The 26,180-nt window shown below is 66.3% G+C and carries 28 protein-coding genes and 1 tRNA gene; 18 read left to right on the plus strand and 11 right to left on the minus strand.

Annotated features, from left to right (window positions below; all coding sequences use genetic code 11):
- Position 1: 1 nt before the first annotated feature.
- From A9X04_RS13775 to A9X04_RS13790, 4 genes are all read right to left on the minus strand, one after another.
- Positions 2-637 carry a restriction endonuclease subunit M gene (locus tag A9X04_RS13775; protein WP_067921179.1) on the minus strand — a complete coding sequence of 212 codons (636 nt, stop codon included), beginning with the start codon at positions 635-637 and terminating at the stop codon, positions 2-4.
- Positions 638-740: 103 nt separating this feature from the next.
- On the minus strand, positions 741-1,037 hold the full coding sequence (locus A9X04_RS13780; protein WP_067921180.1) for a hypothetical protein: 297 nt from the start codon (positions 1,035-1,037) through the stop codon (positions 741-743).
- Positions 1,034-1,513 carry a hypothetical protein gene (locus A9X04_RS13785; protein WP_067921183.1) on the minus strand — a complete coding sequence of 160 codons (480 nt, stop codon included), beginning with the start codon at positions 1,511-1,513 and terminating at the stop codon, positions 1,034-1,036. The genes A9X04_RS13780 and A9X04_RS13785 overlap by 4 nt, the downstream gene beginning before the upstream one ends.
- Positions 1,510-1,890 (minus strand): TIR domain-containing protein, encoded by a 381-nt coding sequence (locus tag A9X04_RS13790; protein WP_067921297.1) that lies wholly within the window; start codon positions 1,888-1,890, stop codon positions 1,510-1,512. The genes A9X04_RS13785 and A9X04_RS13790 overlap by 4 nt, the downstream gene beginning before the upstream one ends.
- A 215-nt stretch (positions 1,891-2,105) precedes the next feature.
- Between A9X04_RS13790 and A9X04_RS13795 the strand changes: the two genes are divergently transcribed.
- The 4 genes from A9X04_RS13795 to A9X04_RS13810 are packed head-to-tail and all read left to right on the plus strand — an operon-like array spanning position 2,106 to position 5,057.
- Positions 2,106-2,921 (plus strand): TIGR04255 family protein, encoded by an 816-nt coding sequence (locus A9X04_RS13795; protein WP_067921185.1) that lies wholly within the window; start codon positions 2,106-2,108, stop codon positions 2,919-2,921.
- Positions 2,918-3,559 carry a helix-turn-helix transcriptional regulator gene (locus A9X04_RS13800; protein WP_156764349.1) on the plus strand — a complete coding sequence of 214 codons (642 nt, stop codon included), beginning with the start codon at positions 2,918-2,920 and terminating at the stop codon, positions 3,557-3,559. The genes A9X04_RS13795 and A9X04_RS13800 overlap by 4 nt, the downstream gene beginning before the upstream one ends.
- A 14-nt stretch (positions 3,560-3,573) precedes the next feature.
- On the plus strand, positions 3,574-4,263 hold the full coding sequence (locus tag A9X04_RS13805) for a hypothetical protein (RefSeq protein ID WP_156764350.1): 690 nt from the start codon (positions 3,574-3,576) through the stop codon (positions 4,261-4,263).
- An 8-nt stretch (positions 4,264-4,271) separates the two neighbouring features.
- Entirely contained in the window at positions 4,272-5,057 is a 786-nt protein-coding gene (locus A9X04_RS13810; protein ID WP_082974997.1) for a DUF1883 domain-containing protein, read from the plus strand.
- A 672-nt stretch (positions 5,058-5,729) separates the two neighbouring features.
- Here A9X04_RS13810 and A9X04_RS31475 read toward each other — a convergent pair.
- The gene (locus tag A9X04_RS31475) at positions 5,730-6,578 is read right to left on the minus strand and encodes a hypothetical protein (RefSeq protein WP_231985724.1); all 849 of its coding nucleotides are present in this window, start codon (positions 6,576-6,578) and stop codon (positions 5,730-5,732) included.
- 846 nt (positions 6,579-7,424) lie between these two features.
- Between A9X04_RS31475 and A9X04_RS30410 the strand changes: the two genes are divergently transcribed.
- A tRNA-Phe gene (locus A9X04_RS30410) sits at positions 7,425-7,489 on the plus strand.
- A gap of 60 nt (positions 7,490-7,549) precedes the next feature.
- On the opposite strand, the gene A9X04_RS13825 is transcribed toward A9X04_RS30410, so the two are convergent.
- Both A9X04_RS13825 and A9X04_RS13830 read right to left on the minus strand, forming a co-directional pair.
- Positions 7,550-8,194: a hypothetical protein gene (locus A9X04_RS13825; protein ID WP_156764351.1), complete on the minus strand. Its 645-nt coding sequence runs from the start codon at positions 8,192-8,194 to the stop codon at positions 7,550-7,552.
- Between the two features lie 618 nt (positions 8,195-8,812).
- Complete coding sequence (locus A9X04_RS13830; protein ID WP_067921198.1) at positions 8,813-10,522, minus strand: CocE/NonD family hydrolase; 1,710 nt, start codon at positions 10,520-10,522, stop codon at positions 8,813-8,815.
- Between the two features lie 61 nt (positions 10,523-10,583).
- On the opposite strand from A9X04_RS13830, the gene A9X04_RS13835 reads away from it, so the two are divergent.
- From A9X04_RS13835 to A9X04_RS13865, 7 genes are all read left to right on the plus strand, one after another.
- Positions 10,584-11,183 carry a TetR family transcriptional regulator gene (locus A9X04_RS13835; protein ID WP_102419542.1) on the plus strand — a complete coding sequence of 200 codons (600 nt, stop codon included), beginning with the start codon at positions 10,584-10,586 and terminating at the stop codon, positions 11,181-11,183.
- Between the two features lie 42 nt (positions 11,184-11,225).
- Positions 11,226-11,927: a M15 family metallopeptidase gene (locus A9X04_RS13840; RefSeq protein WP_067921200.1), complete on the plus strand. Its 702-nt coding sequence runs from the start codon at positions 11,226-11,228 to the stop codon at positions 11,925-11,927.
- A gap of 55 nt (positions 11,928-11,982) precedes the next feature.
- Complete coding sequence (locus A9X04_RS13845; protein ID WP_067921202.1) at positions 11,983-12,795, plus strand: methyltransferase domain-containing protein; 813 nt, start codon at positions 11,983-11,985, stop codon at positions 12,793-12,795.
- A 95-nt stretch (positions 12,796-12,890) separates the two neighbouring features.
- Positions 12,891-14,468, plus strand: a complete 1,578-nt coding sequence (locus A9X04_RS13850; protein ID WP_067921204.1) for a methylmalonyl-CoA mutase family protein — start codon at positions 12,891-12,893, stop codon at positions 14,466-14,468.
- A complete protein-coding gene (locus tag A9X04_RS13855) occupies positions 14,468-14,899 on the plus strand; it encodes a cobalamin-dependent protein (RefSeq protein ID WP_067921206.1) in 432 nt (143 codons plus the stop codon). The genes A9X04_RS13850 and A9X04_RS13855 overlap by 1 nt, the downstream gene beginning before the upstream one ends.
- On the plus strand, positions 14,884-15,840 hold the full coding sequence (locus A9X04_RS13860) for an LLM class F420-dependent oxidoreductase (protein WP_067921207.1): 957 nt from the start codon (positions 14,884-14,886) through the stop codon (positions 15,838-15,840). The genes A9X04_RS13855 and A9X04_RS13860 overlap by 16 nt, the downstream gene beginning before the upstream one ends.
- A 47-nt stretch (positions 15,841-15,887) precedes the next feature.
- Complete coding sequence (locus A9X04_RS13865) at positions 15,888-16,871, plus strand: CaiB/BaiF CoA-transferase family protein (protein ID WP_067921301.1); 984 nt, start codon at positions 15,888-15,890, stop codon at positions 16,869-16,871.
- Between the two features lie 72 nt (positions 16,872-16,943).
- Here the strand turns inward: A9X04_RS13865 and A9X04_RS13870 are convergent, their stop codons facing one another.
- A complete protein-coding gene (locus tag A9X04_RS13870) occupies positions 16,944-17,846 on the minus strand; it encodes a LysR family transcriptional regulator (RefSeq protein WP_067921209.1) in 903 nt (300 codons plus the stop codon).
- A 165-nt stretch (positions 17,847-18,011) separates the two neighbouring features.
- Between A9X04_RS13870 and A9X04_RS13875 the strand changes: the two genes are divergently transcribed.
- Together A9X04_RS13875 and A9X04_RS13880 are read left to right on the plus strand one after the other, a co-directional pair.
- Positions 18,012-18,905 carry an SDR family oxidoreductase gene (locus tag A9X04_RS13875; protein WP_067921211.1) on the plus strand — a complete coding sequence of 298 codons (894 nt, stop codon included), beginning with the start codon at positions 18,012-18,014 and terminating at the stop codon, positions 18,903-18,905.
- Between the two features lie 8 nt (positions 18,906-18,913).
- Complete coding sequence (locus A9X04_RS13880; RefSeq protein ID WP_231985725.1) at positions 18,914-19,804, plus strand: LLM class flavin-dependent oxidoreductase; 891 nt, start codon at positions 18,914-18,916, stop codon at positions 19,802-19,804.
- Between the two features lie 6 nt (positions 19,805-19,810).
- On the opposite strand, the gene A9X04_RS13885 is transcribed toward A9X04_RS13880, so the two are convergent.
- The 3 genes from A9X04_RS13885 to A9X04_RS13895 are packed head-to-tail and all read right to left on the minus strand — an operon-like array spanning position 19,811 to position 21,753.
- Positions 19,811-21,076 (minus strand): amidohydrolase family protein, encoded by a 1,266-nt coding sequence (locus A9X04_RS13885; protein WP_067921212.1) that lies wholly within the window; start codon positions 21,074-21,076, stop codon positions 19,811-19,813.
- A gap of 3 nt (positions 21,077-21,079) precedes the next feature.
- Positions 21,080-21,394: a DUF4286 family protein gene (locus A9X04_RS13890; RefSeq protein WP_067921305.1), complete on the minus strand. Its 315-nt coding sequence runs from the start codon at positions 21,392-21,394 to the stop codon at positions 21,080-21,082.
- Positions 21,395-21,417: 23 nt separating this feature from the next.
- Positions 21,418-21,753, minus strand: a complete 336-nt coding sequence (locus A9X04_RS13895; RefSeq protein ID WP_067921214.1) for a 2Fe-2S iron-sulfur cluster-binding protein — start codon at positions 21,751-21,753, stop codon at positions 21,418-21,420.
- A 123-nt stretch (positions 21,754-21,876) separates the two neighbouring features.
- Here A9X04_RS13895 and A9X04_RS13900 point away from each other — a divergent pair, with 123 nt between their 5' ends.
- The 4 genes from A9X04_RS13900 to A9X04_RS13915 all read left to right on the plus strand — a co-directional run bounded on the left by A9X04_RS13900 (position 21,877) and on the right by A9X04_RS13915 (position 26,126).
- Positions 21,877-23,280: a class I adenylate-forming enzyme family protein gene (locus A9X04_RS13900; RefSeq protein WP_067921216.1), complete on the plus strand. Its 1,404-nt coding sequence runs from the start codon at positions 21,877-21,879 to the stop codon at positions 23,278-23,280.
- Complete coding sequence (locus A9X04_RS13905; protein WP_067921307.1) at positions 23,258-24,163, plus strand: acyl-CoA dehydrogenase family protein; 906 nt, start codon at positions 23,258-23,260, stop codon at positions 24,161-24,163. The genes A9X04_RS13900 and A9X04_RS13905 overlap by 23 nt, the downstream gene beginning before the upstream one ends.
- On the plus strand, positions 24,150-25,247 hold the full coding sequence (locus A9X04_RS13910; RefSeq protein WP_067921217.1) for an acyl-CoA dehydrogenase family protein: 1,098 nt from the start codon (positions 24,150-24,152) through the stop codon (positions 25,245-25,247). The genes A9X04_RS13905 and A9X04_RS13910 overlap by 14 nt, the downstream gene beginning before the upstream one ends.
- Before the next feature lie 111 nt (positions 25,248-25,358).
- Entirely contained in the window at positions 25,359-26,126 is a 768-nt protein-coding gene (locus tag A9X04_RS13915; protein ID WP_067921218.1) for an enoyl-CoA hydratase/isomerase family protein, read from the plus strand.
- Positions 26,127-26,180 lie beyond the last annotated feature (54 nt).

Genomic DNA, 26,180 nt, shown 5'->3' on the forward strand with positions numbered 1-26,180 from the left:
CTTACTCTTGTCCTGCTATCTCGGCGACAGTTAGCGTGCCGTAGTCCCTCGTCGGTGTAAAGATCTCGTGCTTGCCAGGATCGCTGAATAGTGTGTCCTCCTCGCGAAAGGACGACATCCGCGTCATGGTGTCGAATCGGAAATCGCGCCGGTGGAAGCGCCCCCTCCCCAAATATGACCATTCGGCAAATGTGATCGGGCCCGGGTTACCGCCTCGCGTTGTCATGGATCGGGCATCACCGTGGACTATGTTCGCGGTCAGAACTGCGCTCGCCGCGGCGTAGAAGAGCTCCCCCTCGACGACGCCAAGGTCGTCGACGAAGATCTCAAGCAAGTTGTCGCGGCATTCGGCGACGTTGTCGTCAAGTAGTTCGATGCCGTAGATGCACATGAGGGCCAACAGAGCCTGGTGGCGCCATTCGAAGTCGCTCTGGCCGTACCGAGCGTGGACCGTCCTGAGCTTGCGCTTAAGCACCGGGACCAGGAAGTTGCCCGAGCCGCACCCCGGTTCGAGAAATCGAGCGTCGATTCTTTCCGACTCGGCCTTCACTAGATCAAGCATCGCGTCGACCGTTCGGGGGGGAGTGAACACCTCACCGTGGTCTGCCACGCGCTCCTTCGACCTCACCAAGTTCACAGCGTGAGCCTAATCAGTCGAGACACTGGGCGGGGGCGCCACGACGAAAGTCGGCGCACGTCAGTGGGAGTGGCACCTTTCGTCTGAGGCGGGTCTCCGCGTCTCAGATGCGCTCAGCGCGAGCTCGGGCGGCCTTGTGAATTGCGGCCAGGAACGGCGCGTCCTCTTTTTGGACCGAAGGAGCCAGCTGTTCGTAGGGACGGATCGACTCATGGTCGGGTTCGTTGCGGGACATCCATGCCGACCAGGCGTCGTGCACGTCAGCGGCCTGCGTGCCTTCACCCTTGGCGCGCATAAGGACGGCGTAGAGGACGAACAGGTCGCCAGAGTCCTCGGGTACGCCGGTGCTCGCGGGTAGGCAGCTCCGGATCAGCTCAGCGTCAGCATCGAGGTAACTCATGCCACCAGTCTGCCGACCAAGAGCGCGATGTACAGCAAACCGAAGACGACCGGCACAATGCGCTCGACACCGCCCAGTTCACGCAAGGCCTTGCCAAGCCGTGCGCGGCGGCTGGTGGCGACGTCAGCAGGCATCAGCTCCTTCCACTCATCGATGTATGGCTTTACCGGAAGGTGCTCGTCCTCGATCTTGTTAATCACCGCGAATTTGGCGGAGTTGAGCCTCCGGTAGGCGCGGAGAAGGAGCCACCAGCACACGGACACGGCGACACCAGCCACGCACACCGCGATAAACCGCAGGGTGGAATCCGGCTGCGTGGTAGACAACCCGACCACCGCGACCAGGGTGGTATTGACGGTGAGAAAGAAGGCATTGGCCAACGCCCGCCGGGCCGAGACACGGTCCGCCATCTCAACGGCCAGCTTGTAGATGTCCAGGACCCGCGGGTCGGGCAGTGCGTCAGCTGGTTCACTCATCGCGCGCCGTTCACAAGTTTCTTGAGGTTCTCCCAGGTCCAGTCGTACATCTTGTCCGTCGTCCTCGCCGTCGTCGGACGGGTTGAGCCTTGCTGGTATCCGGCGAGGAGGAAGTAGTCCACTGCCTCCCCCTGGGCGATGCCGAGCTCAACGCCAACACCCGTCGCAAGGTGGGTGTTCTTGCCGCACAGGACAATCACCAGCCCGCTCGCACGGATGCGGCGCCGTGCCTCTTCGCGCCACGTCGGAGAGGCCGTCTTGATGGACCAGTCATGCACCTCGAAAGGCGAGTCGGGATTCTTCGACTGGCCAATTAGCAGGTCCTTCAACCGTGCGTCGTTGTCGTAGTCGAAGCTGATGAAGGCTCGTTGCACCACGCTGTGCTCCCTTGGCTGGAAGTCCTCCCGGCATCGCGGCCGGCTCACGCAAAACATTGCCAGAGGCCACCGACATTGCCGCATACGCCCGCGGCCCGCTTAGAGCCGGCGGCGGGCCCTTGGACTCATCGGTCGGCCGGAGGTGTGAGAATCGGTGACGCTTTCAGTACGCGTTTAGGTACAGTTTTAGTTATCAGGAAAGTAGGTTTCCGATCGTGTATCCCAACCGCGAGATCTTCCCCAACCCGCCGCTAGCGCTCGTCGCAGCTGAGGTGCGTTTCACCGACGCGGCCCGTCTGCGACAACAACAGACAAAAGACGAAGTGACGATCGCACTTGAGCAGCGTTTCCCCTTCGCTGAACAGCTACAACAGGCCGAGGTGGATTTGGTGCAGGTTCCAGGCGGAGGGCAACCACAGATCCGTGAACGACGTGGCGTTGTTCTTAAGAATGTTGACAGCACAGAGACGATGACCATCCTGTCGGAGTCGCTGACCTACGAAACGACCAGCTACACCAACTTTGAGGATCTGCTGGACGCAGTAGTCGCTGCGTGTGTGGCACTCGACGCCGCAAAGGTGCATCCCGCGGTGCGGCGGATCGGTCTGCGTTACATCGATGAGGTGCGAGTCCCTGAGACTGTCACTGATGTGCGGCAATGGGGTGCTTGGATCGATGAGCGACTCATCGGCCACCTAGCCGTCGGCCCAGATGATGTACCCGTGGCGGGCACGCAGGCCATCAGCACCTATGACCTGGGAGAGGGGAAAGGCTTGAACTTCCGATTCGCCGCCCTGGACCAAGGTTCGGTCGTCGTTCCGCAGTATCTCCAACGGCGCGCGGTCCCGTCGGGGCCGTTGTTTGTGCTCGACTTCGATGGCTTCCGTGATTTCCCCAACGACGAGTTCACCGCCTTGAGCGCGGACGTCATCCGCGACACGCTGACCGCCGTCCATACACCCTGCGGTGCCGCGTTCCAGCGATCCATTACCAATAGAGCCCGTGAACTCTTCCGAAGGGGATTGGCGTGAGTGTGACCAAAGGTAGCGAAGCTACTGGGACCTCCGTTGGCGCGGTTTCTGAGTACCCCCTGCTGGCTTCGAGTGAGACACGCGCACTGTCGCTGCGCGCCGATTACCTGCGAACCGAGGTCGACATGCTCGGGGGCGAAATGCAGGAAGTACACGGAGAGATCCGTGAGCGTGACCTCGCTGACCGTGCTCTAGAGAAGAGCAAGAAGTCCGTTGCGGGACTGCTGGACGAACTCGCCGTCGGCCGCGGCATGGGGTGGTCAGACATCGCCGAGATTGTCGGTGTGAGCGTTTCAGCTGTTCGAAAGTGGCGAAAGGGTGGCGTGGCGAGCCCGCAGAGCCGGTCGAAGCTCGCTCGGATCGCCGCACTTCTCGATGTGCTTGAGCAAAAAGGACTTGTTCAGGATCCGGCGGCGTGGATGGAGATGGACTTCTCGTTGGAGCCGGGATACTTCATTCGGCCCTTGGATCTGTTCCTGGAGGGACACGTGACGGAGCTGATCGAACTCGCTGAGCAGCGGCAGACGATCACGCAAGTCCTCGACTGTGTGAGACCGAACTGGCGGCAGAGTCGCAGTGAATTTGAGGTCTATGTTGACGCCGATGGTGAGCGGGCCATTCGGCGTCGAAGCGACTAGGACCTGCCAGAGACATGGACCAGATCGATCCGGATGGGCTCTACGACGAACGTGCAGATGTCAGTAGGGCGCGCCCGCTGCTGCAAGGCGACGTTTTTGATGGCGTCGTTCTCCCTGGCTTCGGTGATGATCCGAGGAAGGTGCAGATCGTCGCCCATCCCTGCGCGATGAGGACGGGTGCTTCCTTGACAACTCGGATCACCGTCGCCCCAGTCGAGTCATACCAGTTGGTAAGGGGAAAGGCGTGGGATCGCCACCCGCGGGTGATGCCGCTTGCCGAACTCCTTCCGGGCAAGCACTTCGCTGCGATGTTTGTGGACATCACGGCCTGTCCGGCCGAACTCCTGACCAAGGAGCGACGGATCGCTACGTTGTCGGATCGAGGGATATTCGTACTCCAGCAGCGGCTGATCAAGCACTACACACGAGCTGAGACGGAACTAGAAGTCTTAAGAAGCCAGTCCGCACCCGTCCTCACAGAGGCTCAGCTTCTTTGGGACTGGCTTGAGACGGTGCTCTCCGACTCAGAGATCGACGAAGACGCCGTTCTCGACACTGAAGCCGAGGTATTCGAAGAGTGGATGCGCAGTGGGACCCCCTCACGCCAAGAACGCCTGCGTGCCGAGACCAACCATGCCGATGTACGTAGAGATGCCCAGCGCGCCTCGGTTGAGCGGGCGCGGGTGCGCCAGGCCGAAAAATAGGCAAGCAAATGGAGCATCTGCGCTACGACCTGGGAAGACTCGAGAAGGGTGCCACCGTCGTGGTGTCTCTCAAGAACCAGGCCAATGTGCAGTTGATGACCAGCAGCGAGTACAGCAGCTATAAGGCTGGTCGCAGGTACCGCTACTACGGTGGTCGGGTTACCCGGTCGCCGTTTCGCATCGTTGTTCCGTCTAGTGACCATTGGGTAGTGGCTGTTGACCTCGGAGGATACGCAGGCCGCATCGCGGCGGGCGTCGCGGTCGAGCCGCCGCCCCGAGGATTTCTGCCGACGGCCAAGTCTGCGGGAGAGCATGTGTTGTCACAGGTCCAGGTTCGCGATGCTCCGCAGGAGCCCGAAGGCGATGTGCTCGGCGGTCAGACATGGGATGTGTTCATCAGCCATGCCAGTGAAGACAAAGACGCAGTCGCCCGGCCGCTGCGCGAAGCGCTGACGCGGAGGGGCGTGACTGTCTGGCTCGATGAAGCCCAGATGAGAATCGGGCACAGTCTGCGTCGCAAGATCGACGAGGGGATCCGATCGAGCCGCTTCGGAGTTGTGGTTCTTTCCGAGGCATTCTTCCAGAAGGGCTGGACGAATCACGAACTCGACGGTCTTGTGACCCGTACGGTCGCCGGGGAGCAGTCGCTGCTGCCGATCTGGCACGATCTCACCGCTGAGCGAGTGCGTACTTACAGTCCCTCACTAGCCGACAAGTTTGCGCTGACCACTGATCGGAACAGCATCGACGACATTGCCCAGCAAATCGCTGACGTCGTCCACGAGCCGGATTGACGCAGCCTCGGTGCGTAGCGGACGGCGCGGGCGGCCTGTTCGCGGGCCCAACCCCAGCCGTGCCCTCGCGGTCGATGCCGGTCAGTGATCTGGCGCCAGCACGGCAAACGCCGAGTGCCCGATGAGCGCGCCGATCTCCTCGGCTGGTTGCCGCGGTGTTATTGGCGGGATGGTGGACACATCCCAAATCAATATTCAGTAACGCGCTCTGCGCCAGCGGCTTTCAGCAGCTCATCCCGTGCTTCCTGGAGCCTATCCAGAGCGCTCTTTAAGTCCAGAGCGGCGTCAGCCAATTGGGAGTGGGCTGCACGATCACCGTGTGAGGCAATGCACGCTGTCGCCGATGTGAGCGTCCTAACGTGGCGCAACACATCAACGGTGTATCGAGCGGTCTGCATCGCGGTCGCGCCCCCTCGACGCTGGAGGTGGTCGCTCATGAGATCTCGCCAATCATCGATGAGGTATCGATCGAAGTTGTACATCGCGGTGAGCACCCAGCGTTGCCAGGCCGGCGGACGTCCCGACGACGTCCGGAGAAGGGCCGGAGGAGTAACCATGGGCGCAACTTTAAGACGGGGAACCCGCGTTATGCGACGCCCAAGCGAAGGAATCTGTCGGGCGAAGAAACTGAGGTGGACGTCGTGGGAAGTGTTGAGATTGCCAGGCTTTCACTCACGGGCGGGCCGACAATGCCGCGGCAAGATTAGAAGCAAAGACCGGACCGTCATTCACGAGCGCGTAGCCGCCGGCCAGGCCACCTCGGTTGCAGAGCTTTCGTCTTCGCCGCACCCGGCGATGCGCCACGACGCCGGTTTCACGGTCGACGCGCGGAACCAGGCGCGTGGCCGTGCGCGGCACCACGGCAGTAGGGAAGCGGCTGGCCGAATCGCCGTACACTGCCTGACTTCGTGACCAGCGCCGCACAATCCTGCGAGCCGCCAGGTACGCATCCTGAGCGACTTCGACGACAGCAATGGCCTTCTTGAGTCCGTACACACCCCAGAACCGGCCGGGGCCGCGGCCGGGCCGCCGCCACAATTCGGGCACTATATGCTGGTACTCCTTGTCGCCGTTCAGGTTTGGTGATGAGTGCTTGGTGAAGTAGATGGCCAACCGCTTAGGATCGCAGGCCTTCAGCCCGTTCCGCACGTCGATAGCGGTGCCGGCGAGCCGATGCTTCGCCTTTTGTACAGGATCAGGGTGGTCGACGACCTGAGCCCACGTTTCCGACAGCCATTGAGCAAAGCTGCGCCCCGAGCGACCCGGCGAGGTCGGTGGCGCCATCCAGAGATGGATGTGCGGCGCGCCGCGACGCTGAAACTCCAGCTTCCAGATGTATCGGGCTGGCTCGCCATATTCGCGCTGAAAGCGTTTGCGCCACAACACCATGTGTCGCTTCACGCTCGCTCCATCGGGTGCGACCACTTCCCAGTCGCCGGGGTAGGTGAGGGTCACCATGGCGGGGACGCGGCCAGACTCCACCAGTGGGCTGTAGTCGAGTTCGGCGAAGGTGCGACACATCGACGATCGTGACTTTCGGGACCACTCTGTGATGGCAGCGCCAGTGCCAGGCTGCTCGCTTGCCGTAAGACTCCGTCGGATCGAAGACCCGACGGCCCGATCACCGTGCCCAGCATCGCCGTTGAGGTCTCTTCTGACATGGAACGCTGCGTCGTCAACGTCCCGTTGGTGATGAGCAACGCCCCGTTCGGCCGTCTTCTCGATGCGAACGGGATTGGTCCAACTCAGTCGCACCACGCCAGGACCAACCGTGATGCGAAAGCGTCCCGATTCAGGCTCGGCCCCGCGACGTGCAGGACCTGACGCCCATGGCGCCGCCGGCTCGAACAACGCAGCGGCCGCGGCGACCATCTCGGGACTCGGGAACCGAAGCCCCAACGCGTCGATCGCCCGCAGCTCCCCGGCTGCGCTCGCGTCGTCCACCGACTCGCGGACATTTTCGGCACATATAACAAGCCCGCCGGCCGCGGCCGGGTTGAGGCCGGGCGCCTCGGTGGACGTACGGTCGACCGCTGTCGCTCTCCCGCCCTGCGGCCTGGCGGCCTCGGGCGCTCGCGCCCTCCCGTCCACCGAGGCACCCGGAGAACCGGGCCTTGGTACCGGGCCATCAGGCGCAAAATTCGATCCCGCCGACGGGGTCGAGTCGGTGACCGATGATGCGATGCTGGGCATCGGGGTGCCTGCTCCCCGGAGCCGCTGAGACCGCCCACAACGCACAGGGCAGCGCGGAAGCTCCTGGTCAGGAGTGCAAGCACCGTGTCCGGTTTATGTCCGTTCGCCGGACAGACTGAATACGTCAGCGCAGCTCAACGCGGCGCATAAGACGCACAGAATCAAATAAACCGCAGGTCAGCGGCTATCCCGTCCGCCTGAAAAGCGGAAGGTCGGCGGTTCGATCCCGCCCCTGGCCACTGTGAGAACTCGCAGTTCTGCGGCGTTGTCGGCTGATCGAACACCCATCCGATCCGCCGCTAGACAGTCATCACATTCGGGTCGTGCGGTTCGACATAGGCGAGGTCGTGTTGGAGCGTGTCTGTTGCTCTCTGCAAGTCAGCGGTTCCCTGATTGATATAAGCCACGGCCTGCATGATGTCGTTGCCGTCGTATCTTTGCACTCCTGAGATGCAGTAGCGCAGCCCGACGTGGTAGCTGTTTGTGGCCTGTTGCAAAACGGTGCTGAGTGCCGGGTCGGGGCTCGGCAGATATCGCTGCAAGCTTGTGACTGCGCCGTCGGCGCTCCGGCAGGTCGCTTCCGTCCCGGCCAGATCGTCATTGGCGGCAGCAGTGGCGATTTCGTGCCGCGCGGCGACAAGCGCGTCAATCGAGGGCTGAGCTTGGGTGAGCCAAGCGCGCAGCTGTGCGCTCATGCGCTGGGGTGTGAGGGGCGGCTGCGAGGCGCTCGCCGGTGCGGCAGCGGTGTTCGGTAAGGCCAGGTGCGCCGTCGACAAGCTGTAATGGGCCCACCCGGACAGCACTCCGATGACCACTAATAAAACGGCGCCGGCCGCAACGGTGATGAGTTCGCAGCGTTGGAATCTCGCGGCCTTGTCCGGTGCGCCGGCGCCTTGCTTCGGGTACGTGTTCATCCGTACCGGACGACAGCTGGCGACGGCCATGAAGCGACTCCTTTGATTAACCGGGCGGGTAGTTCACCAGGTCATTGAGATGTTTTCATTTCGGCACGATCACCGACGAGGGTCGTAAGGCTCAGGCGCACAGACAATTCGGACCGTGACGAGGAGTCCAAAGACCCTTGAAACCGCGGCTGGGTTCAGTGACGAGATGGATTGCCTGCCTTGGCGCGGGCTTAACCATCGTCCCTGGTCGGCGAGGCCGGTCGGGCGAAACCCAGCTCAAGACCCCGTCGCAGCTCTTACCGCGGATCCCTGTCCCGGGGTGATCAGAGTGAAGGGTCCCGTAGTTTGCGGCTTTCACCAAGCTGGCTGGGTTGCTCAGGCGACTAGCGTTCGCGGCGATAGGAAACCACCCCTGAGGGAGGGGTATGCCGAGATGCCCCAGGCCATCGGCGATACGCGGCGGGCACCGAGCCGGAACATCGTGGCGCGGTTGCAGAGCTGGGCGACGATGTGCACGAATCGGCCAAAACGCACAGGATGCGGCAAGTGAGGCCTTGCGCAAGTTCCGTGGAACCGTCGATGAGGCCCTTCCGGAACCTGTCCAACCACTTCGCAAGTAACTCGGATACTCAATTCTTGATGGTCTCGCGCCGACGGCTACCCGAGTACCGGCAGCAATAGCCGCGACGACGAGCGCACCGTGTTCAGGCTCGAGGTGCCGACGCTGGCATGCCGGAAGTTCATGATCGCCGGCGTCGACGGGTCCTGGTCGTCACTGGTGACTGTCAGGCGAATGCGGTGGCCCGCCCGGAACCGGCGAGCATTGGGAACCAGCGGGATTCGGTATTCGACGTCCTCTCCCAGCGGTACCGCTTGCGGGTGGCGGCAGGGCAGCATCGGCGCGCCGGGGCGGCTGGCCGCTTCGTCGACCTCGCGCAGGCTGGCGCGCAACCAGCCAGCCGTCACGTCGGTCGTCTCCCCGTCGGGTGCCACGTCGTGCAGCGTCGCCATCCAGGCGGTGTCGATCGCCGTCGCCGAGGCCACCAGCCGCAGCTCGATATCGCCGACCACATCGACGTCCTGGTCCAGCGGCGCGCTGGTCCACACCAACAGCGACGGCGGGTCGATCTCGCTGGCTTTGATGCGGCCCAAGCCGGAGCCCAGCACCATGAATTCGCGACCGCCGGGCTCGCCCTCGTCGGCGCCCAACGTGCCGTCGGCGCGCAGGGCCAGCTCGCAATGCGGGGTCGTTGACGGCGGCCAGGAGTCGGCGGTTCGCCACTCGTCAGCGCCTGGCAGGAAGTAGCGGATCGGCGGCCCTTCGGTGATTCCAGTGTCGCGGCCCTTGAGCCAATGGTCGTACCAGGCCAGTGCCTCGGTGTGCATGCTCTCCCATGGCCAGGTCAGCCCGAACTCGCCAAGCATGCCGATCCGCACATGTGCGTTGTGCGACAGCCCGTTCCAGGTGGTGAACGTCGAGGGCAGGTGCAAAGGCACGTTCTGCCAATCACACCCCAGGTAGACCGGGATGTCGATTTTGTCGAGTAGCGGCAACAGGTTTCGCTCCTCCCACCACTCGTCGCGCGTCGGGTGCTTGACCGCCGCCTGATGCCACAGCTCGTCCCACGGGTGGGGATCGTGCGGCAGTCTGAGCAGCTGGCGCAGCATGGTGACTGCCGCCTCGCCGTTCATGGTCTCGAATTTCTTGTGCACGCCCGGACTGTTCAGTACGCGTCGCGCCAAACCGATCGGCTTGCTGCGCCACAGTTTGTCGCTGCGCTCGGAGGTCAGGCCCATCATCGCGAGAAACGGGGTGATGAATGACGAACTCAGTAGTCCGTGGTGGTTGGCGCCCTCGTACAGGTCGCTGGTCACGGCAAGGGGAAAGATCGCTTTGAGGTGAGGCGGCCGCTCGACGGCCGCCTCGAGCTGGGTCATCGCGAAGTAGCTGATGCCGATCATGCCGACGTTTCCGTCGCACCACGGCTGGGTCGCGACCCACTCGACGAGGTCGTGTACATCGCGGCGCTCCTGCGCGTCGAAGAAGTCGAAACAGCCCTCGGAGCCGCAGGTGCCGCGTAGGTTCGCGATCACGTGCACGTAGCCGCGCGGCACCCAGAAGTCCGTCCTGCCGGCCTCGATGAACCCCGCGGGTGCGCCCAGGTCCTGCATCTGCCGCGGATACGGCGAGGCGGCCAGCAACGCGGGGAAGCGGCCCTCGGCGTCGGGCCGGTGAACATCGGCCAAAAGCGTTGCGCCGTCGCGCATCCTGATTGCAGTGTTGATGTCGGTGCGTGACGCGTACTGCGCCTCGCTGAGGTTGCGGTATTGCCGGCCCGTCGTCTGGGGGCCATTGAGCGTGGTCACAGTTTCACGCTACGTTGAGATTAGTCTCAACGCAACATGAGACTTCCGGTATGGTGAGACGGTGGCGAAGCCACCGATCACCCCGGGTCCGCGCGACGAGCGCGGCGTGCTGGCGGCGCGCATCCTGGCCGCCGCCCGCGACGAATTCGCCGAGTGCGGCTGGGACGGCACGGCCATGCGCGCGGTCGCCCGGACCGCGGACGTCGACCCGGCCCTCATCTATCACTACTTCGGCTCCAAGGAGGGCCTGCTCGACGCGGCCACCACGCCGCCACAGAAGTGGCTCGACGCGGTGGCGGCGACCTGGGCGACACCCAAGGCCGACTTGGGCCGGCAATTGATCCGGACCGTGCTGGACTCCTGGGCCGATGAGGAGGTGGGTCCGGTCCTGCGGGCGATCGTGCTGACCGCCGCCCATGAAGACAAGACCCGAGCGAAACTGAGGCTGATTGTGGAGCGTGGCCTCATCGGCGGTTCCAGCCTAGGGGCCAACGAGGAGGAACGACTGCGGCGCAGCGGTCTGATCGCCACCCAGCTGATCGGCTTCGCGTTGTTGCGCTACGTCTGGAAGATCGAGCCGATCGCTTCGATGCCCGACGACGAGGTGGTGGCGGCGATGGCCCCGAACCTGCAGCGCTATGTCGAGGGCGACATTGGCTAGCAGATAACGCAAGTCGGCGCGGCCAACCGCGACAATGGCCGGATGCGTGTTTTGCGCCGGGTCCTTACGCCTGTGGCCGTCGCGGGTCTGGTCGCGGCCTGCGGGGCCGGGAGCGCCCAGGCCGGTCCCGATGTCCCGCCGGTGAGCGATGCGGCGCGTGCGGCCGGGTTCGTCGACGTCCGCAGCGTCGTCCCCGACGCCGTCATCGATCTGCGCTACGCGACGACCAACAACTTCACGCGCACGCAGCTGTACCCGTCCGACGCCCGCTGCCTCGTGCATCAATCGATGGCTTCGGGGCTGGCCGCGGCGGCGACCGCGCTGCGTCCGCAGGGGCACCTCCTGGTGTTCTGGGACTGCTACCGGCCGCACGATGTGCAGGTCAAGATGTTCAACGTCGTCCCGAACCCGGCGTGGGTCGCGCGCCCCGGCCGGTATGCGCGCAGCCACGAGTCGGGGCGCTCGGTGGACGTGACGTTCACAACGACGCAGCAGCCGTGCGCGTCCGGCCAGCATGCTGACGGCCTCTGCCTGGCCGACATGGGGACCGACTTCGACGACTTCTCCCCGCGCGCAACCGCTTTCGCAACCCAGGGCGTCAGCGCCGACGCGCAGGCCAATCGTGCGGCGCTACGGAACGCGATGAAGTACGGCGGCCTGGCCCCGTACTCCGGGGAGTGGTGGCATTTCGACGGCTCCGGCGCCGCGGTCGACCGGCCGATCCTCGACGTGCCGGTCGATTAATCTCATATAACGAGACAATAGTTTCAAGATATGAGCGAGTCGGTAGGCTTCGGGCATGACCGACGAACGCGGGCCCACCTACACCCACGGACACCACGAGTCGGTGCTCCGGAGTCACCGGCGACGCACCGCGGAGGATTCCGCGGCATACCTGTTGCCCCACCTGAAGTCCGGCACATCGCTCCTTGACATCGGTTGCGGACCCGGGACGATCACCGCCGACCTCGCCGCCCGCGTCGCACCGGGACCGGTAACCGCCGTCGACCGGTCGGCCGACGTGCTCGGCGTGGCCCGCGCGGAGGCCGAGCAGCGTGGCCTTGCGAACGTCTCGTTCGCCACCGCCGACGTGCATCGGCTCGACTTTCCCGACGGCGCATTCGATGTCGTGCACGCGCACCAGGTGCTCCAGCACGTCGCCGACCCGGTGGGCGCGCTGCGCGAGATGAGGCGGGTGTGCGCACCGGGCGGCGTGGTGGCGGCCCGGGACGCCGACTATGCCGGCTTCATCTGGTTCCCGCAGTTGCCGGCGCTGGATCTATGGCGCGACCTCTACCGGCGGGCCGCTCGCGCCAACCGCGGCGAACCCGATGCGGGACGGCGGTTGCTGTCCTGGGCCCAGCAGGCGGGTTTCACCGACGTCACCCCCACGGGCAGCGTGTGGTGCTACGCGACGCCGGAGGCCCGCCAATGGTGGGGCGGCATGTGGTCCGACCGAATCCTGCACTCGCGGATCGCGCGCGACCTGCTGGATTCGGGGCTGGCGACGGCCGCCCAACTCGAGGAGATCTCCGCGGCGTGGCGCGCCTGGGCGGCCGAGCCGGACGGCTGGATCGCCATCCCACACGGCGAAATCGTCTGCCGGGCCTAGGCGATCGGGGCCGATCGGGGCCGGCGCACTCGTGTTTTGCCTGGTCAGCCATATGGTATTGGCATTCTCTTTTTTTGCAAGTACGTTATTCAACGATGGATAACGAGGCCCAGACACCATCCGGCATTCCGCTTGCGCCGGTCTATGGCCCCGGGGATATCGCGGCGCCGCCGCCACCACCCGGGGAGTTCCCCTTCACCCGAGGTAACTTCGCGTCCGGCTACCGCGGCAAGCTGTGGACGTTTCGCCAGTATTCGGGCTTCGGCACCGCCGAGGAGTCCAACCGTCGTTACCGCTACCTGCTCGAGCAGGGCGGGACCGGGCTGTCGGTGGCGCTCGACCTACCGACTCAGTGCGGCTACGACTCCGATGACCCCGAGTTCGGCGAAGAGGTCGGCCGGGTCGGCGTCGCGGTCGACACCCTGGCCGACTTCGAGATCCTGTTCGACGGCATCCCGTTGGACAAGCTCAGCACGAGCATGACGATCAACGGGACGGCGGCGATCCTGCTGGCGTTCTACGTTGCCGCCGCCGAGAAGAAGGGGATACCGCGGGCGAAGCTGACCGGCACCATCCAGAACGACATCCTCAAGGAGTACGCGTCGCGCGGCACGTGGATCTGGCCGCCGGAGCCCTCGCTGCGGTTGATCGCCGACACCATCGAGTTCTGCGCGGCCGAGGTTCCGCGGTTCAACGCGATCTCGGTGGCGGGTGCCCATTTTCGCGACGCCGGGGCCAACGCGGTGCAGGAGATGGCATTCACCCTGGCCGACGGGGTGACCTACTGCGACACCGTGGTGGAACGCGGCCGAATGACCATCGACCAGTTCGCGCCGCAGATCTCGTTCTTCTTCTACACCCACGGCGATTTCTTCGAGGAGATCGCCAAGTACCGTGCGGGGCGGCGCCGTTGGGCGACGATCGTGCGCGAGCGCTATGGGGCGACGACGGACAAGGCATCGATGTTCCGCTTTGGTTGTGTCTGCGGGGGTGCGTCGCTGTACGCGCCGCAGGCGCACAACAACGTCGTTCGGGTGGCCTACGAGGCGATGGCGGCGGTGTTGGGCGGTGTGCAGTCGATGTTCACCGCGGCCTGGGACGAGCCGTTCGCCCTGCCGACCGAGGAATCGACCACGCTGGCGCTGCGCACCCAACAGATCCTGGCCTACGAGACCGGCGTCGCCCGTGTCGCCGACCCGCTGGGCGGCTCCTACTTCGTCGAGGCCCTCACCGACGCCACCGAGGCCCGCATCATCGAGATCATGGATGACCTGGACCGGCACGGCGGCATGGTGCACGCGATCGAGGACGGCTACCTGCAGGGCCTGATCGCCGACGAGGCGTACCGGGTGCACCAGGACATCGAGGGCGGCGCCCGGCCCGTCGTCGGGGTCAACCGGTTCGTGACCGACGAACCGGAGGCGGATGTCGTGACCTACGAACTGGACGCCGAAGGACGCGATCTCCAGCTCAAGCGACTCTCCAAGGTGAAGTCCGAAAGGGATTCGGCGGCAGTCGAATCCAGTCTTGCGGCGCTCTCGCGTGCTGCCGAAGGAGACGACAATCTGATGCACAAGCTGATCGACTGCGCCAACGCGTACTGCACGGTCGGCGAAATGGTCGCCGCGCTCAAGGCGGTGTGGGGCGAGTTTCAGCAACCGGTGGTGTTCTAGTGGCCGCCCGGATTCTCGTCGCCAAGCCCGGCCTGGACGGGCACGACCGAGGCGCCAAGATCGTCGCCCGCACGCTGCGCGATGCCGGATTCGAGGTGATCTACACCGGCATCCGGCAGCGCATCGAGGACATCGCGTCGATCGCGGTCCAGGAGGACGTGGCGGTCGTCGGCCTGAGCATCCTGTCCGGTGCCCATCTGGCGCTGACCGCTCGCACCATCGAAGCGTTGCGGGCCGCCGACGCCGCGGACATCGCCGTCGTGGTGGGCGGAACCATCCCGCACGCCGACGTGCCCAAGCTGCTGTCCGCCGGCGCCGCCGCGGTATTCCCCACCGGAACACCGCTGGACGACTTGGTGCGCGAAATCCGTGCGCTCACCGGCGCCCCCGAACCCGTTGCAGAAAAAGAGGAACAGTGCGCGTCGGAGTGATGATCGGCGCCGAGCGCGGCGATATGGCCCGCAAGGTGAACAAGCTGGCCGCCGATATCGAATGGGCCGAATCCGCGGGCCTGGATACCGCATGGATGCCGCAGGTGCCCGACGACTTCGACTGCCTGACGATGGTGTCGATGATGGCCGCGCACAGCTCACGCATCGAGCTGGGCACCGCGGTGGTGCCGCTGCAGGCCCAGCATCCCATCGCCCTTGCCCGCCAGGCCCTTTCGGCGCACGCGGTGTCCGCAGGCCGGCTGGCGCTGGGGGTAGGGCCGTCGCACCACTGGATCATCCGGGACATGCTCGGCCTCCCGTATGACAAGCCGGCCGCGTACACCCGCGACTACCTGCAGGTGCTCAACGCGGCCATCGCCGGCCCGGGACCGGTTGACGTCGAGAACGATTCGTTCACGGTGCACAACCCGTTGGCGATCGGGGCCGACACCCCGATGCCGGTGCTGGTCGCCGCGCTGGGGCCGGTGATGTTGCAGATCGCCGGCGAATTCGCCGACGGCACCGTGTTGTGGATGGCCGACGAGCGCGCGATCGGTGACCACATCGCGCCGAAGATCACCAAGGCCGCCGCAGATGCCGGACGGCCCGCACCGCGGATCGTCGCGGGTATCCCGGTATGCCTGTGCGCACCGGCGCAAGTCGTCGAGGCCAAGGAGCGGGCCAACCGCATCCTGGGCGAGGCTGAGGTGTCACCCAACTACCAGCGCCTGCTCGAACGCGGCGATGCCCGCGACGTCGGCGATCTCTGTGCGGCCGGCGACTCGGAGGCCATCCTGGCCCGGATGCGCCGGTTCGCCGATGCCGGCGTGACGGATCTGTCGGTGCGGCTGCTGCCGATCGGTGATAATCGCGACGAGCTGGTCGCCTCCAAACGTCGCACCCGCGAGATGATCGCCTCGCTCGCAACGGAGTTGCGGTGACGTCTGCAGGGCCGCTCGCCGGGATCCGCATCCTCGAGGTCGGCACCATGCTGGCAGGCCCGTACGCGACCATGCTGCTCGCCGACCTCGGCGCCGAGGTCACCAAGATCGAGCCGCGGGGCGGCGAGATCTCGCGCGGGGTCGGGGCCACCTACTTCGCCAGCCTCAACCGCAACAAGTCGAGCGTCTGTCTGGACCTGAACTCCGACGCGGGGCGGCGGCGCCTGGGCGAGCTGGTCGCGGAATCCCATGCGCTGCTGGTGAACCTCAAGCCGTCGGCCATCCGCCGGCTGGGGCTGACCTACGAGCAGCTGCGAGGGCACAACGAGCGGATCGTCTGCGTGGCGATCACCGGGTTCGGTCTGCACGGCGGCGACGATCCGGCCTTCGACTACGTCGTCCAGGCGGGTTTCGGGATCGCCGCGTTGACCGGTGACCCGGACGGACCGCCGACCCTGCCGGGTTACTCCTCGGCCGACAACTCGACTGGGATGTGCGCGGCCCTAGGGCTTTTGGCCAAGATCATTTCCGGCACCGGTGGGCAAGTGGACGTGTCGCTGCGCGACGTCATGCTGTCGCAATTGAATTATCACGCGTCGGCATACCTCAACGGCGGCGTCGAGCCGCAGCGGCACCCCTATGGTGCGCATTCGTATTACGTTCCGGCCCAGCTCTTCCCGACGGCCGACGGGTATCTGGCGCTGTTCATCACGCACGACGGCTTCTGGAAATCGTTCGCCAGCGAGGCGGGTATCGGCGGCTTCGAGACGATGGCCGAACGAGTGGCCCGTCGCGAAGAAGTGCTGGCGGTGGTCTCGGCGATGCTGGCGACCGACACCGCCGCCGGGTGGGAAGGCCGACTGCGGCCACTCGGGGTGCCGGCGGCAGCGGTCAGGACGCTGCCCGAGGCGCTCGAAGCGACCCCCGAGGCCGTCATCACCGCGGGCGATTTCCGCCTGGTCGGCAGTCCCATCCGCATCGCGGGCTACGAGCCCGATTACCGGCCGCCGCCCGAGCTTCCCGAGGGCTAGCTGCGGTCGCCGCCGAACGTGAAAGTAGTTTCACGCTCGGGCGCGACCGTGAAGTTGGCTTCACGCTCGGGGTCAGTCGCGCGGTCCTGTGAGGTGTGCCTCGGCGAGCTTGCGGAACGCCGCCACCAATCGGCTGCGGTCCCCGGCGCGCGTCGCCAGAACCACATGGCAAGGGTCGACGCCCTTCAGCGGGACCGTGGTGATGTCCGGCCGCAGGCTGTTGCCGTGAAACCCCGCCGTGATCGCCACGGCCTGTCCCGAGGCGATGAGTTCGAACTTGTCCTCGAGCGCGTCGATGACCGGACCGTCGGGCGCCCGGCGGCCATCGGGTCGGGGGTCGATGCGCCAATAGGCGCTCCACGCCGGGTCCGAGTTGCGCACGCGGGGCATCGGCTCGTCGGCGATGTCGTCGAGTGTCACGAAATCCCGGCCCGCCAGGCGGTGGTCAACGGGGATCGCCAGCACCCGCGGCTCGTCGTACAGGACCGTCACGTGTAGCCCGTCGGTCGGGAACGGTAGCCGGGTCACCACCGCGTCCACCCGATGCCCGAGCAACGCGTCCAGGGCGTGACCCCAATCCAGGTGCGAGACTTGCACTTCGGCGTCGGGGTGTTCGCGGCGCATCTCGCGTACCGCGGGGGTGACGATCATCCCGGTCGTGTACCCGATCGCAATTCGGCTCGGCTGGGCGGCGGCCCGGGCCTGGGCGGCGGCTTGCGTGGCCGAACGCAGCAGGGCCTTGGCCCGCGGCAGGAACACCTCCCCGGCCTCGGTCAGCCTGGTGCCTTGCGGCGTGCGATCCAGCAGTCGAGCGCCCAGCTGTTGCTCGAGCCGGCGGATCTGCCGGCTCAGCGACGGCTGCGCTACCCGCAGCGCGGACGCGGCCCGGCCGAAGTGTCGATGTTCGGCCACCACGACGAAGTATCCGACCAGCCGCAGATCGAGGTCGATCACGGGCAATACCGATTCGGCCATGCGAGCAGTGTAACCGCGGCGGCACCGGTGCTGCGCGCTCTAAGGCCGGGTTGACATGCGGTGATGTCGATTCGGCATCACGTCATATGAAACGGGTCTTGGACAGCCGGCCCGCCGGGTCAGTTCACTGGAATTCGCGAACATGAAACAGCGAAAGGGACTTTCATGCATGTCTTTGTGACGGGCGCGAGCGGGCACATCGGTTCGGCCGTCGTCGACGAACTCCTGCAAGCCGGGCATCAGGTCACCGGCCTGGCCCGCTCCGACGAGTCGGCCGCCGCGCTGGACACGAAGGGCGTCAGGGTGCACCGCGGCGACCTCGACGACCTCGACGGTTTGCGGTCCGCCGCCGCGGCGTCCGACGGCGTCATCCACCTGGCCTTCAAACACGACTTCGACGACTTCCTGGGTGCCGCCGAGGCGGACCTGCGCGCCGTGCAGGCCATCGGGGAGGTGCTCGTCGGCTCGGACCGCCCATTCGTCAGCACCTCGGGCACCTTGCTTCTTTCGCTGCTGGGGCAGGGCGGGCCCGCAACGGAACAGGACACGCTGCCCGGCGGGCCGCGGGTCGACTCGGAGAACGCGGTGATCGCGCTGGCCGAACGCGGGGTGCGGTCCTCGGTGATCCGGCTGTCCCCGATCGTGCACAGCGACCTCGACCACCACGGCTTCACGAATCACCTCATCAGCACCGCCCGCGGCACCGGAAAATCCGCGTACATCGGCGACGGGGCCAACCGCTGGCCCGGGGTCCACACGCTCGACGCCGCCCACCTGTACCGACTGGCGCTCGAAAAGGCGCCCCCGGGAACGCGTTTGCACGGCGTAGCCGACGAAGGCGTGCCGTTCCGCGACATCGCCGCTGTCATCGGCCGCCACCTGGATGTGCCGACGGTCAGCATTCCCGCGGAAGAAGCCGGTCATTTCGGCTTCCTTGCCCTCTTCGCGGCGCTGGACAACCCGACGTCGAGTGCGCTGACGCAGAAAGTGGTGGACTGGCAGCCCGAGGGGCCGGGACTGCTCGAGGATCTCGACGCCGGCCACTACTTCGGCGAGTGAGCGACGCCGTGGCTGATTCGGTCGTCGAAGCGGCACGAAAGGTGTTGGGACCTGTGGGCGTGTGCCTGCCGGTCTCGTTCACGAGCTCACCACCCATCCATCTGCAACGTGAGGCGGTGGGCCGGCTGGAACGGGCCGGATACCGCACCGTATGGACCAACGAGGTCATCGGGAAGGACGCCCTGGTACAACTCGCCCTGCTGCTGAGCGGCAGCGAGCGAACGATGTTCGGCACTTGCATCGCCAACATCTGGGCGCGGCCGGCTCAGACCATGCATGCCGCGGCCGCCCAACTGGCGCAGGCCTATCCGGGCCGAATCGTGCTCGGACTCGGGGTGGGTTACCCGGAGCAGGCCGTCAGCGTCGGTCAGGAGTTCGGCAGTCCGCTGGCCACGATGCGCGACTACCTCGACCGGATGAATAGCGCCACCTGGCCCCCGGCGCCCGATGCGGCGTACGCCCGGATCATCGCCGCGAACGGACCCAAGATGCTCGCGCTGGCGGGCGAGCTCGCCGATGGGGCCTTTCCCGCCGGTCTGCCGACGGAGTTCACGGCCCGGGCCCGGCGCACACTCGGATCAGACAAGCTCTTGGTCGTCGGGCTGTCAGTCGTCCGCGACATCCAGGGCGCGCGGGACGCGGTGTCGGGCCGGCTCGCCGTGCCGTCCTATGCGGCCAGGCTCGCAGAGTTGGGCTACTCGGCCCGTGACATCGACGAGGTGAGCGATCGGCTGGTCAACGCGCTTGTGACCCACGGTGATCCGGCCCGCATCGCTGCCAAAGCCCAGGAGCACTTGGCCGCCGGCGCGGACCACGTCACGCTGCTGCCGCCCATTGGCGGTGACTTCGCCGAGGGCATGGCGCAACTCGAAGAGGTTGGCCCGGCGCTGGCCCAATGAACCGCGCTAGCCTAGCCCGGCCGGTTGCCTCTCCTGGTAGAGCCGCGCCCATTCGGCGCGGGACCGGATCGACACGTCCACGTCAACGGCGTTCGCGCGCAACGCTTTCACGGTCGCCGTTTCGCGCGGCGTCCGCGCGAACGGATCCCAGCCGAAGAACCGGCAGGCGTTGCCCCAGGTGATCTTGTCGATGTCGGAGTCGTCGGCACCGGCGGCGTTCAGCTCGGCCAGCACCCGCTCGGGCGCGTCCGGCCAGAAGCAGTCCGAGTGCGGATAGTCGCATTCCCAGGCGATGATGTCGATGCCGATCTCGTGCCGCAGCTTCAACGACGTCTTGTCGGTGACGTAGCAGGCCAGGGAGTGTTCGCGGAAGACCTCGCTGGGCAGCTTGTCGCCGAAGTCGCGGCGCAGCCACTTCTGGTTGGTGTAGTGGCGGTCGCTGCGGTCCAAATAGAACGGGATCCAGCCGATGCCGCCTTCGGAGAACGCGAACTTCAGGTCGGGGTAGCCGCGCATGGCGGGACCCCACAGCAGATCCTGCGCGCACATCGCCGAGACCTGGGTGGCCAGGATGATCAGGTTGTCGATCGGCGCGTCCGGTGCCATGCTGATCGCCCCGAACCCGGTGCCGATGTGCAGGCACATCACCACGTTCTGCTCGGAGAGCGTGCGGAAGACCGCGCCCCAGTAGTCCTCGTCGTGGTAGCTCGGAAGCCCTTCCAGGTGAGGCAATTCCGGCATCGTGACCGCCCGGCAGCCCTTGGCCGCCACCCGGCGGATCTCGGCGCACATGGCCTCTGGATTCCAGGTCGGCAGGATCGCGATCGGAATGAAGCGATCCGGGTAGGAGCCGGCCCACTCGTCGATGTGCCAGTCGTTGTAGGCCGACACCATGACCAACGTCGCTTCCTCGCGGTGCATGTTGAGGTGACGCGCGGAGAAGCCGGTGAAGGTGGGGAAGCACATCGACGCCAGGATGCCGTTGCGGTTCATGTCGCGAACGCGTTCATGGACGTCGTAGACGCCGGGACGCATCTCCGCGAAACCCGCTGGGTCGCGGCCCCATTCCTCGGCCGGCCACGACACCACGGCGTTGAGCCCGCTCACGCCCTGCGGCCTGCCCTGGTACATCCACTGGTCGACGCCCTTCTCGTCGACCACGACGATCGGGGCCTCGTCCCGGTATTTGGCCGGCACGTGGCGCAGGAACATGTCCGGCGGCTCGACCACGTGGTCGTCGATGCTCACCAGGATCAGGTCGTCGACATCCATGATTCAGCGGCTCCGGTCGCTAGTCGTCTCGAGCACTCGGGGGACGGGCGCAGGATCCAACAGCAACGCATCGGACATGGTGAGCTGGCCGGCATTGGCGATCATGTTGTCCAAGATGGCCTGCAGGTCGTCGCCCTCCAGCTCGTAGATGGCGACATAGGGGCCGTTCCCGTCGACCGGACGAAACCGGCGTGCCGCGACGATTCCGTCGAGCGTCAGAAGCTCGGGTATGTGTATCTGGTCGTACCAGGTGTTGTACTCGTCCTCGCGGTCCGGGGAACTGGGCCGACTCTCGACGTACATGATGCCCTTGGCCATCGCCGCCACCTCTCTTCGGGCCGCTACTCGTAGCGCACCGTGACCGACTCGGTGTCCGGCACGCCCTGGCACGTCAGAATGTAGCCCTCGGCGACCTCGTCGTCGTCGAGAGCGTCGTTGACCCGCATGGTCGCGCGGCCCTCTTCGAGCTTGGCCATGCACGTGCCGCAGTTACCCGCCTCGCAACTGAACGGCGGCTCCAGGCCGGCGCGCCGCGCGCTCTGCAGCAGCGTCTCGCCGGGGACCAGCGGCACCGAGACCTTCTTACGGTCCAGGTGGATGGTCACCGTCCCCGCCCCGGAGCCGTTTGACGGATCAGTCACCCGTGGGGTCTCCTCGATGCTTCGGGTGACCGTCATTCGTCACCACCCTCCCGTACTTGCATTCTTCACTATAGAGAATACTATTCTCACAGATCGATAGGATCTTCTCAAGCGTGCGCGGATGTCAGGTCGGCCCGGCCTGTCAGGGAAGGACGGGACGTGACCGAGCCGGCTGCGGTCGTGTTCGAGGACCGGCGATTCGGCCCGGCTCAGCTCGACGCGTTGGCCGACGGCTGGGCCGCCACCCTGGCGAAAAGCGGTGTCGCCCCGGGCCAGCGGGTCGCGGTGATGGCGTCGAACCGGCCGGAATTCGTCGCCGCCGTGCTGGGCATCTGGAGGCTGGCGGCAACGGCGGTACTCCTCAGCCCGGCATGGAAGCGCGACGAGGTCGACCACGCGCTCGCGCTGACCGACCCCGCCCACGCCGTGGGGGACCACCCGGTGCTGGCCGCCGCGATGCCGATGCGGCACCTCGACGAGCCGGTGGCATCCGGGGAGCCGTTGTCCGGGACGCCGCCGCCTCGGTCCGACGCGGTGCTGGTGTTCAGTTCCGGCACCACCGGGCTGCCGAAGGCCGTCCGGCACACCCACGCGGCGCTCGACGAGGCCGTGCGGCACTGGCGCGAGGCGCTGCGACTGACGCCGCGCGATCGGATTCAAGTCGCCACTCCGCCGTCGCACATCCTCGGGCTGCTCAACATCCTCACCGCGCTGCGCACCGGCGCGTGGCTCCGGCTGCATCCCCGATTCGACATCGACCGGATGCTGCATCACATCCAAACCGACCGCATCACAGTGGAAATGGCGGTCGCGCCCATCGCGCTGGCGATCGCCTCGCATCCCGCGCTCGAGTCGTACGACCTGTCCTCCCTGCGCTACATCATGTGGGGGGCCACTCCGGTCAGCACCGAGGTTGCGCAGACGGTGACCCGGCGCACCGGCGTCGGCTGGGTCCCGGCCTACGGAACCACGGAACTGCCTGTCATCGCCTGCAATCCGATCGAGGGCGCGCGGCTGGACGCCGTCGGGCGTCCCGTGCCGGGCGTGGACGTGCGGGTGGTCTCACTGGAGACGGGCGAGCCGGCCTGCCCGGGGGAGGTCGGCGAGATCCAGGCCCGGTCTTCGTCGCTGATGGCCGGTTACCTGCCGGCCGAGGCGACCGCCGAGGTGATCCACGACGGGTGGTACCGGACCGGCGACGTCGGCTGGCTCGACGCCGGCGGCTGGCTGCGGATCACCGACCGACTCAAAGAAATGATCAAAGTGCGCGGCTTCCAGGTCGCGCCCGCCGAAATCGAGACGGTGCTGCACGGTCATCCGGCCGTCAAGGACTGCGCGGTGTTCGGCGTGCCCGACGGCGTCAACGGCGAAGCGGTGGTCGCCGCGGTGGCGACCTGCGCACCCGTCGACGCCGGCGAGCTCACCGCCCGGGTCGATCAGCGACTGGCCTCCTACAAACACCTGAGCCGCGTCGTGTTCGTGCCCGATATTCCCCGCCTGCCCTCGGGCAAGGTGCTGCGCCGAGTTCTGAAGGAGCGCTATGGATGTACGTCTGACAGCTGAACAGCAGCAACTGCGCGACGCCGCCGCCAAGCTCGCCGACGATCTCGGGCCCTCGGCGGTCCAGGACCTCGACGACCGGGGCCGAATTGCCCGTCTGGACAAGCAGGTGGCGGCGACGGGCTGGCGGTCGCTGCGCTCCGACGGGGCGTCGGGGGTCGAAGTGGCCATCGTCGCAGAGGAATTCGGACGCCGACTGGTGGACGCCCCGTTTCTGGGTCCGGCGCTCGCCGACGACCTGACCCGCCGCGTCGGCGCCTCAGGCGCGGGCGCGACGGTCGCGGTCGACGGCCGCGCCGTCGACGCGCGGGGCGCCCAGCGGGCGCTGAGTCTCTCCGATGGCAAGGCGCTGGCCGCCGACGTGCTGGACTCAAGGGTCGGCGTGGATTTGACCCGCACGGATGCGGACATCGCGGGAACGCCGGTGGTGCTGGGTGACGTGTCCGCCGACGTCGCGGCGCGGTGGCTGGCGCTCGCACTGGTCACCACGACGGCGGACCTGGTGGGGATCGCCAGGGGAGCGCACGCCGTCGCCTGCGACTACGCCAAGATCCGCGAGCAGTACGGCAAGCCGATCGGGTCCTACCAAGCCATCGCCCACCTGCTCGCCGAAAGCCTTGCGCTGATTGAAGGTTCGATCAGCGTATCGCGGCATGCCGCCTGGGCGGTCGACGAACTGCCCGCCGCCGAGGCCATCCGCGCCGCGCAGGTCGCGAAGGTCTACTGCGCGCGCGCCACCCGCACCGTCTGCGAGACGGCCATTCAGGTGCACGGCGGCATCGGCAACACCTGGGACTGCTTGGCGCACGTCTACCTGCGGCGCGCCCTGATATCGACCGAGCTGTGGCCAGTTGCGCTGAAGGAGATCGACCTTGGACTTTCGTGACTCACCGGAGGAAGCCGCCTTCCGGAAGCGGCTGTCGTCCTGGCTTTCCGTGCACGCCGCAGAGTTCGCCGGATCCGGCGACGAATACTGGGGCCGCCAGGCGGAATGGCACCAGGCACTGTACCGGGAGGGATTCTTCGGGCTGTCGTTTCCCCGCGAATACGGCGGACAGGAGCTGCCGCCGGTGTATGACGTCATCGTCGACGAGGAACTCGCCCGAGCCGGCGCCCCGCCGCGCCCCAGCGTGGGCTACCTGATCTATGGGATCGGGCGGCACGCCAACGACGAAGTGCGGCAACGGTTCCTGCCCGGGATCATCAACGGCACCGAACGATGGTGTCAGGGCTTCAGTGAGCCCGGCGCCGGCTCCGATCTGGCCTCGCTGACCACCGCCGCCCGCCTCGAGGGCGACACCTATGTGGTCAACGGGCACAAGATCTGGACCAGTTACTCCGATGTCGCGGACTGGTGCCTGTTGCTGGCGCGCACCGACCCCGAAGCCAAACGCCACCGCGGCCTGTCGGCGTTCGTGCTGGAGATGAAACAGCCCGGCGTGCAACAGCGCCCGCTTCGGATGATCAACGGGGTGACCAACGAGTTCGGTCAGGTGTTCTTCGACGACGCGAAGATACCGGCCGACCGGATGGTCGGCGCGCCCGGTGACGGCTGGGCGGTCGCCATGACCGTCGTCGGACATGAGCGCGAACCGTCCACGCTCGGTTACGCGGCCCGATACGGCAAGCTGGTACGAAGCCTCTACGCCCGCAACCGGAATTCTCGTGGTCCGGTTCCCGAGGAGCTCGCGTGGGCCGCGGTCCAGTCGGAGATGCTGACCCATCATGTCCGGCGGCGGCTGTCCGAACAGCTCGACGGGGTCTCGCACGGGCCCGAAGGGTCACTCGACAAGCTGCTGATGACCTGGGTCGAGCAATCCGTCGGACACGCCGCACTGGCGGTCAGCGGAACCGGCGATCCGGACCTGCTCAGCGCCTACCTGTACAGCCGCGCGCAGAGCGTGATGGGTGGGACATCGCAGATACAAAAGAACATCATCGCTTCGCGCATCTTGGGATTGTCGGAGTGATCGCGAAGGCGGGCGGAGCCCGGGTGAAGCGGGTCACGACCGTAGAAGGAGTGATCGCGAACGCGGGCGGAGCCCGGGTGAAGCGGGTCACGACCATAGAAGGAGTCTGACGTGTACGACATGCCTGCCGAAATCGACGTCCAAGCCGACGGACCGCTGCGGATCATCACCTTGAACCGGCCGGAGTCGCTCAACTCGGTCAACGACGACCTGCACGTCGGGCTCGCGCGGCTGTGGCAGCGGTTGACCGACGACCCGACGGCCCGCGCCGCGGTGATCACGGGCGCAGGCAGGGCGTTTTCGGCCGGCGGCGATTTCTCATACCTCAAGGAACTGTCGGCCAACGCCGATCTGCGCGCCAAGACCATCCGGGACGGGCGCGAGATCGTCCTCGGCATGGCGCGCTGCCGAATCCCCGTGGTGGCCGCGGTGAACGGGCCGGCCGTCGGGCTGGGCTGCAGCCTGGTGGCGCTGAGCGACATCGTCTACATCGCCGAGGAGGCCTACCTCGCCGACCCGCACGTGCAGGTGGGGTTGGTGGCCGCCGACGGCGGCCCGTTGACCTGGCCGCTGCACATCAGCCTGCTGCTGGCCAAGGAGTTCGCGTTGACCGGCACCCGTATCAGCGCGCAGCGCGCCGTCGAGCTGGGGCTGGCCAACCATGTGGCCTCCGACCCGCTGGCGGACGCAATCGCTTGTGCCAAAAAGATTTTGGAGCTGCCCCAGCAAGCGGTCGAAAGCACCAAGCGGGTGCTCAACATTCACCTGGAGCGGGCGGTGCTGGCCAGCCTCGACTATGCCCTCTCGGCCGAGCAGCAGTCGTTCACGACCGAAGACTTCCGGTCGATCGTCACCAAGCTGGCGGCCGGCAAGAACTGACTGACCCGGGCGCTTCCCAGCTCCGAGGTCGCGTACCGCTCGCGAGCGTAACGC

Source organism: Mycobacterium sp. E3247 (genome assembly GCF_001667785.1).
Lineage (GTDB): Bacteria > Actinomycetota > Actinomycetes > Mycobacteriales > Mycobacteriaceae > Mycobacterium.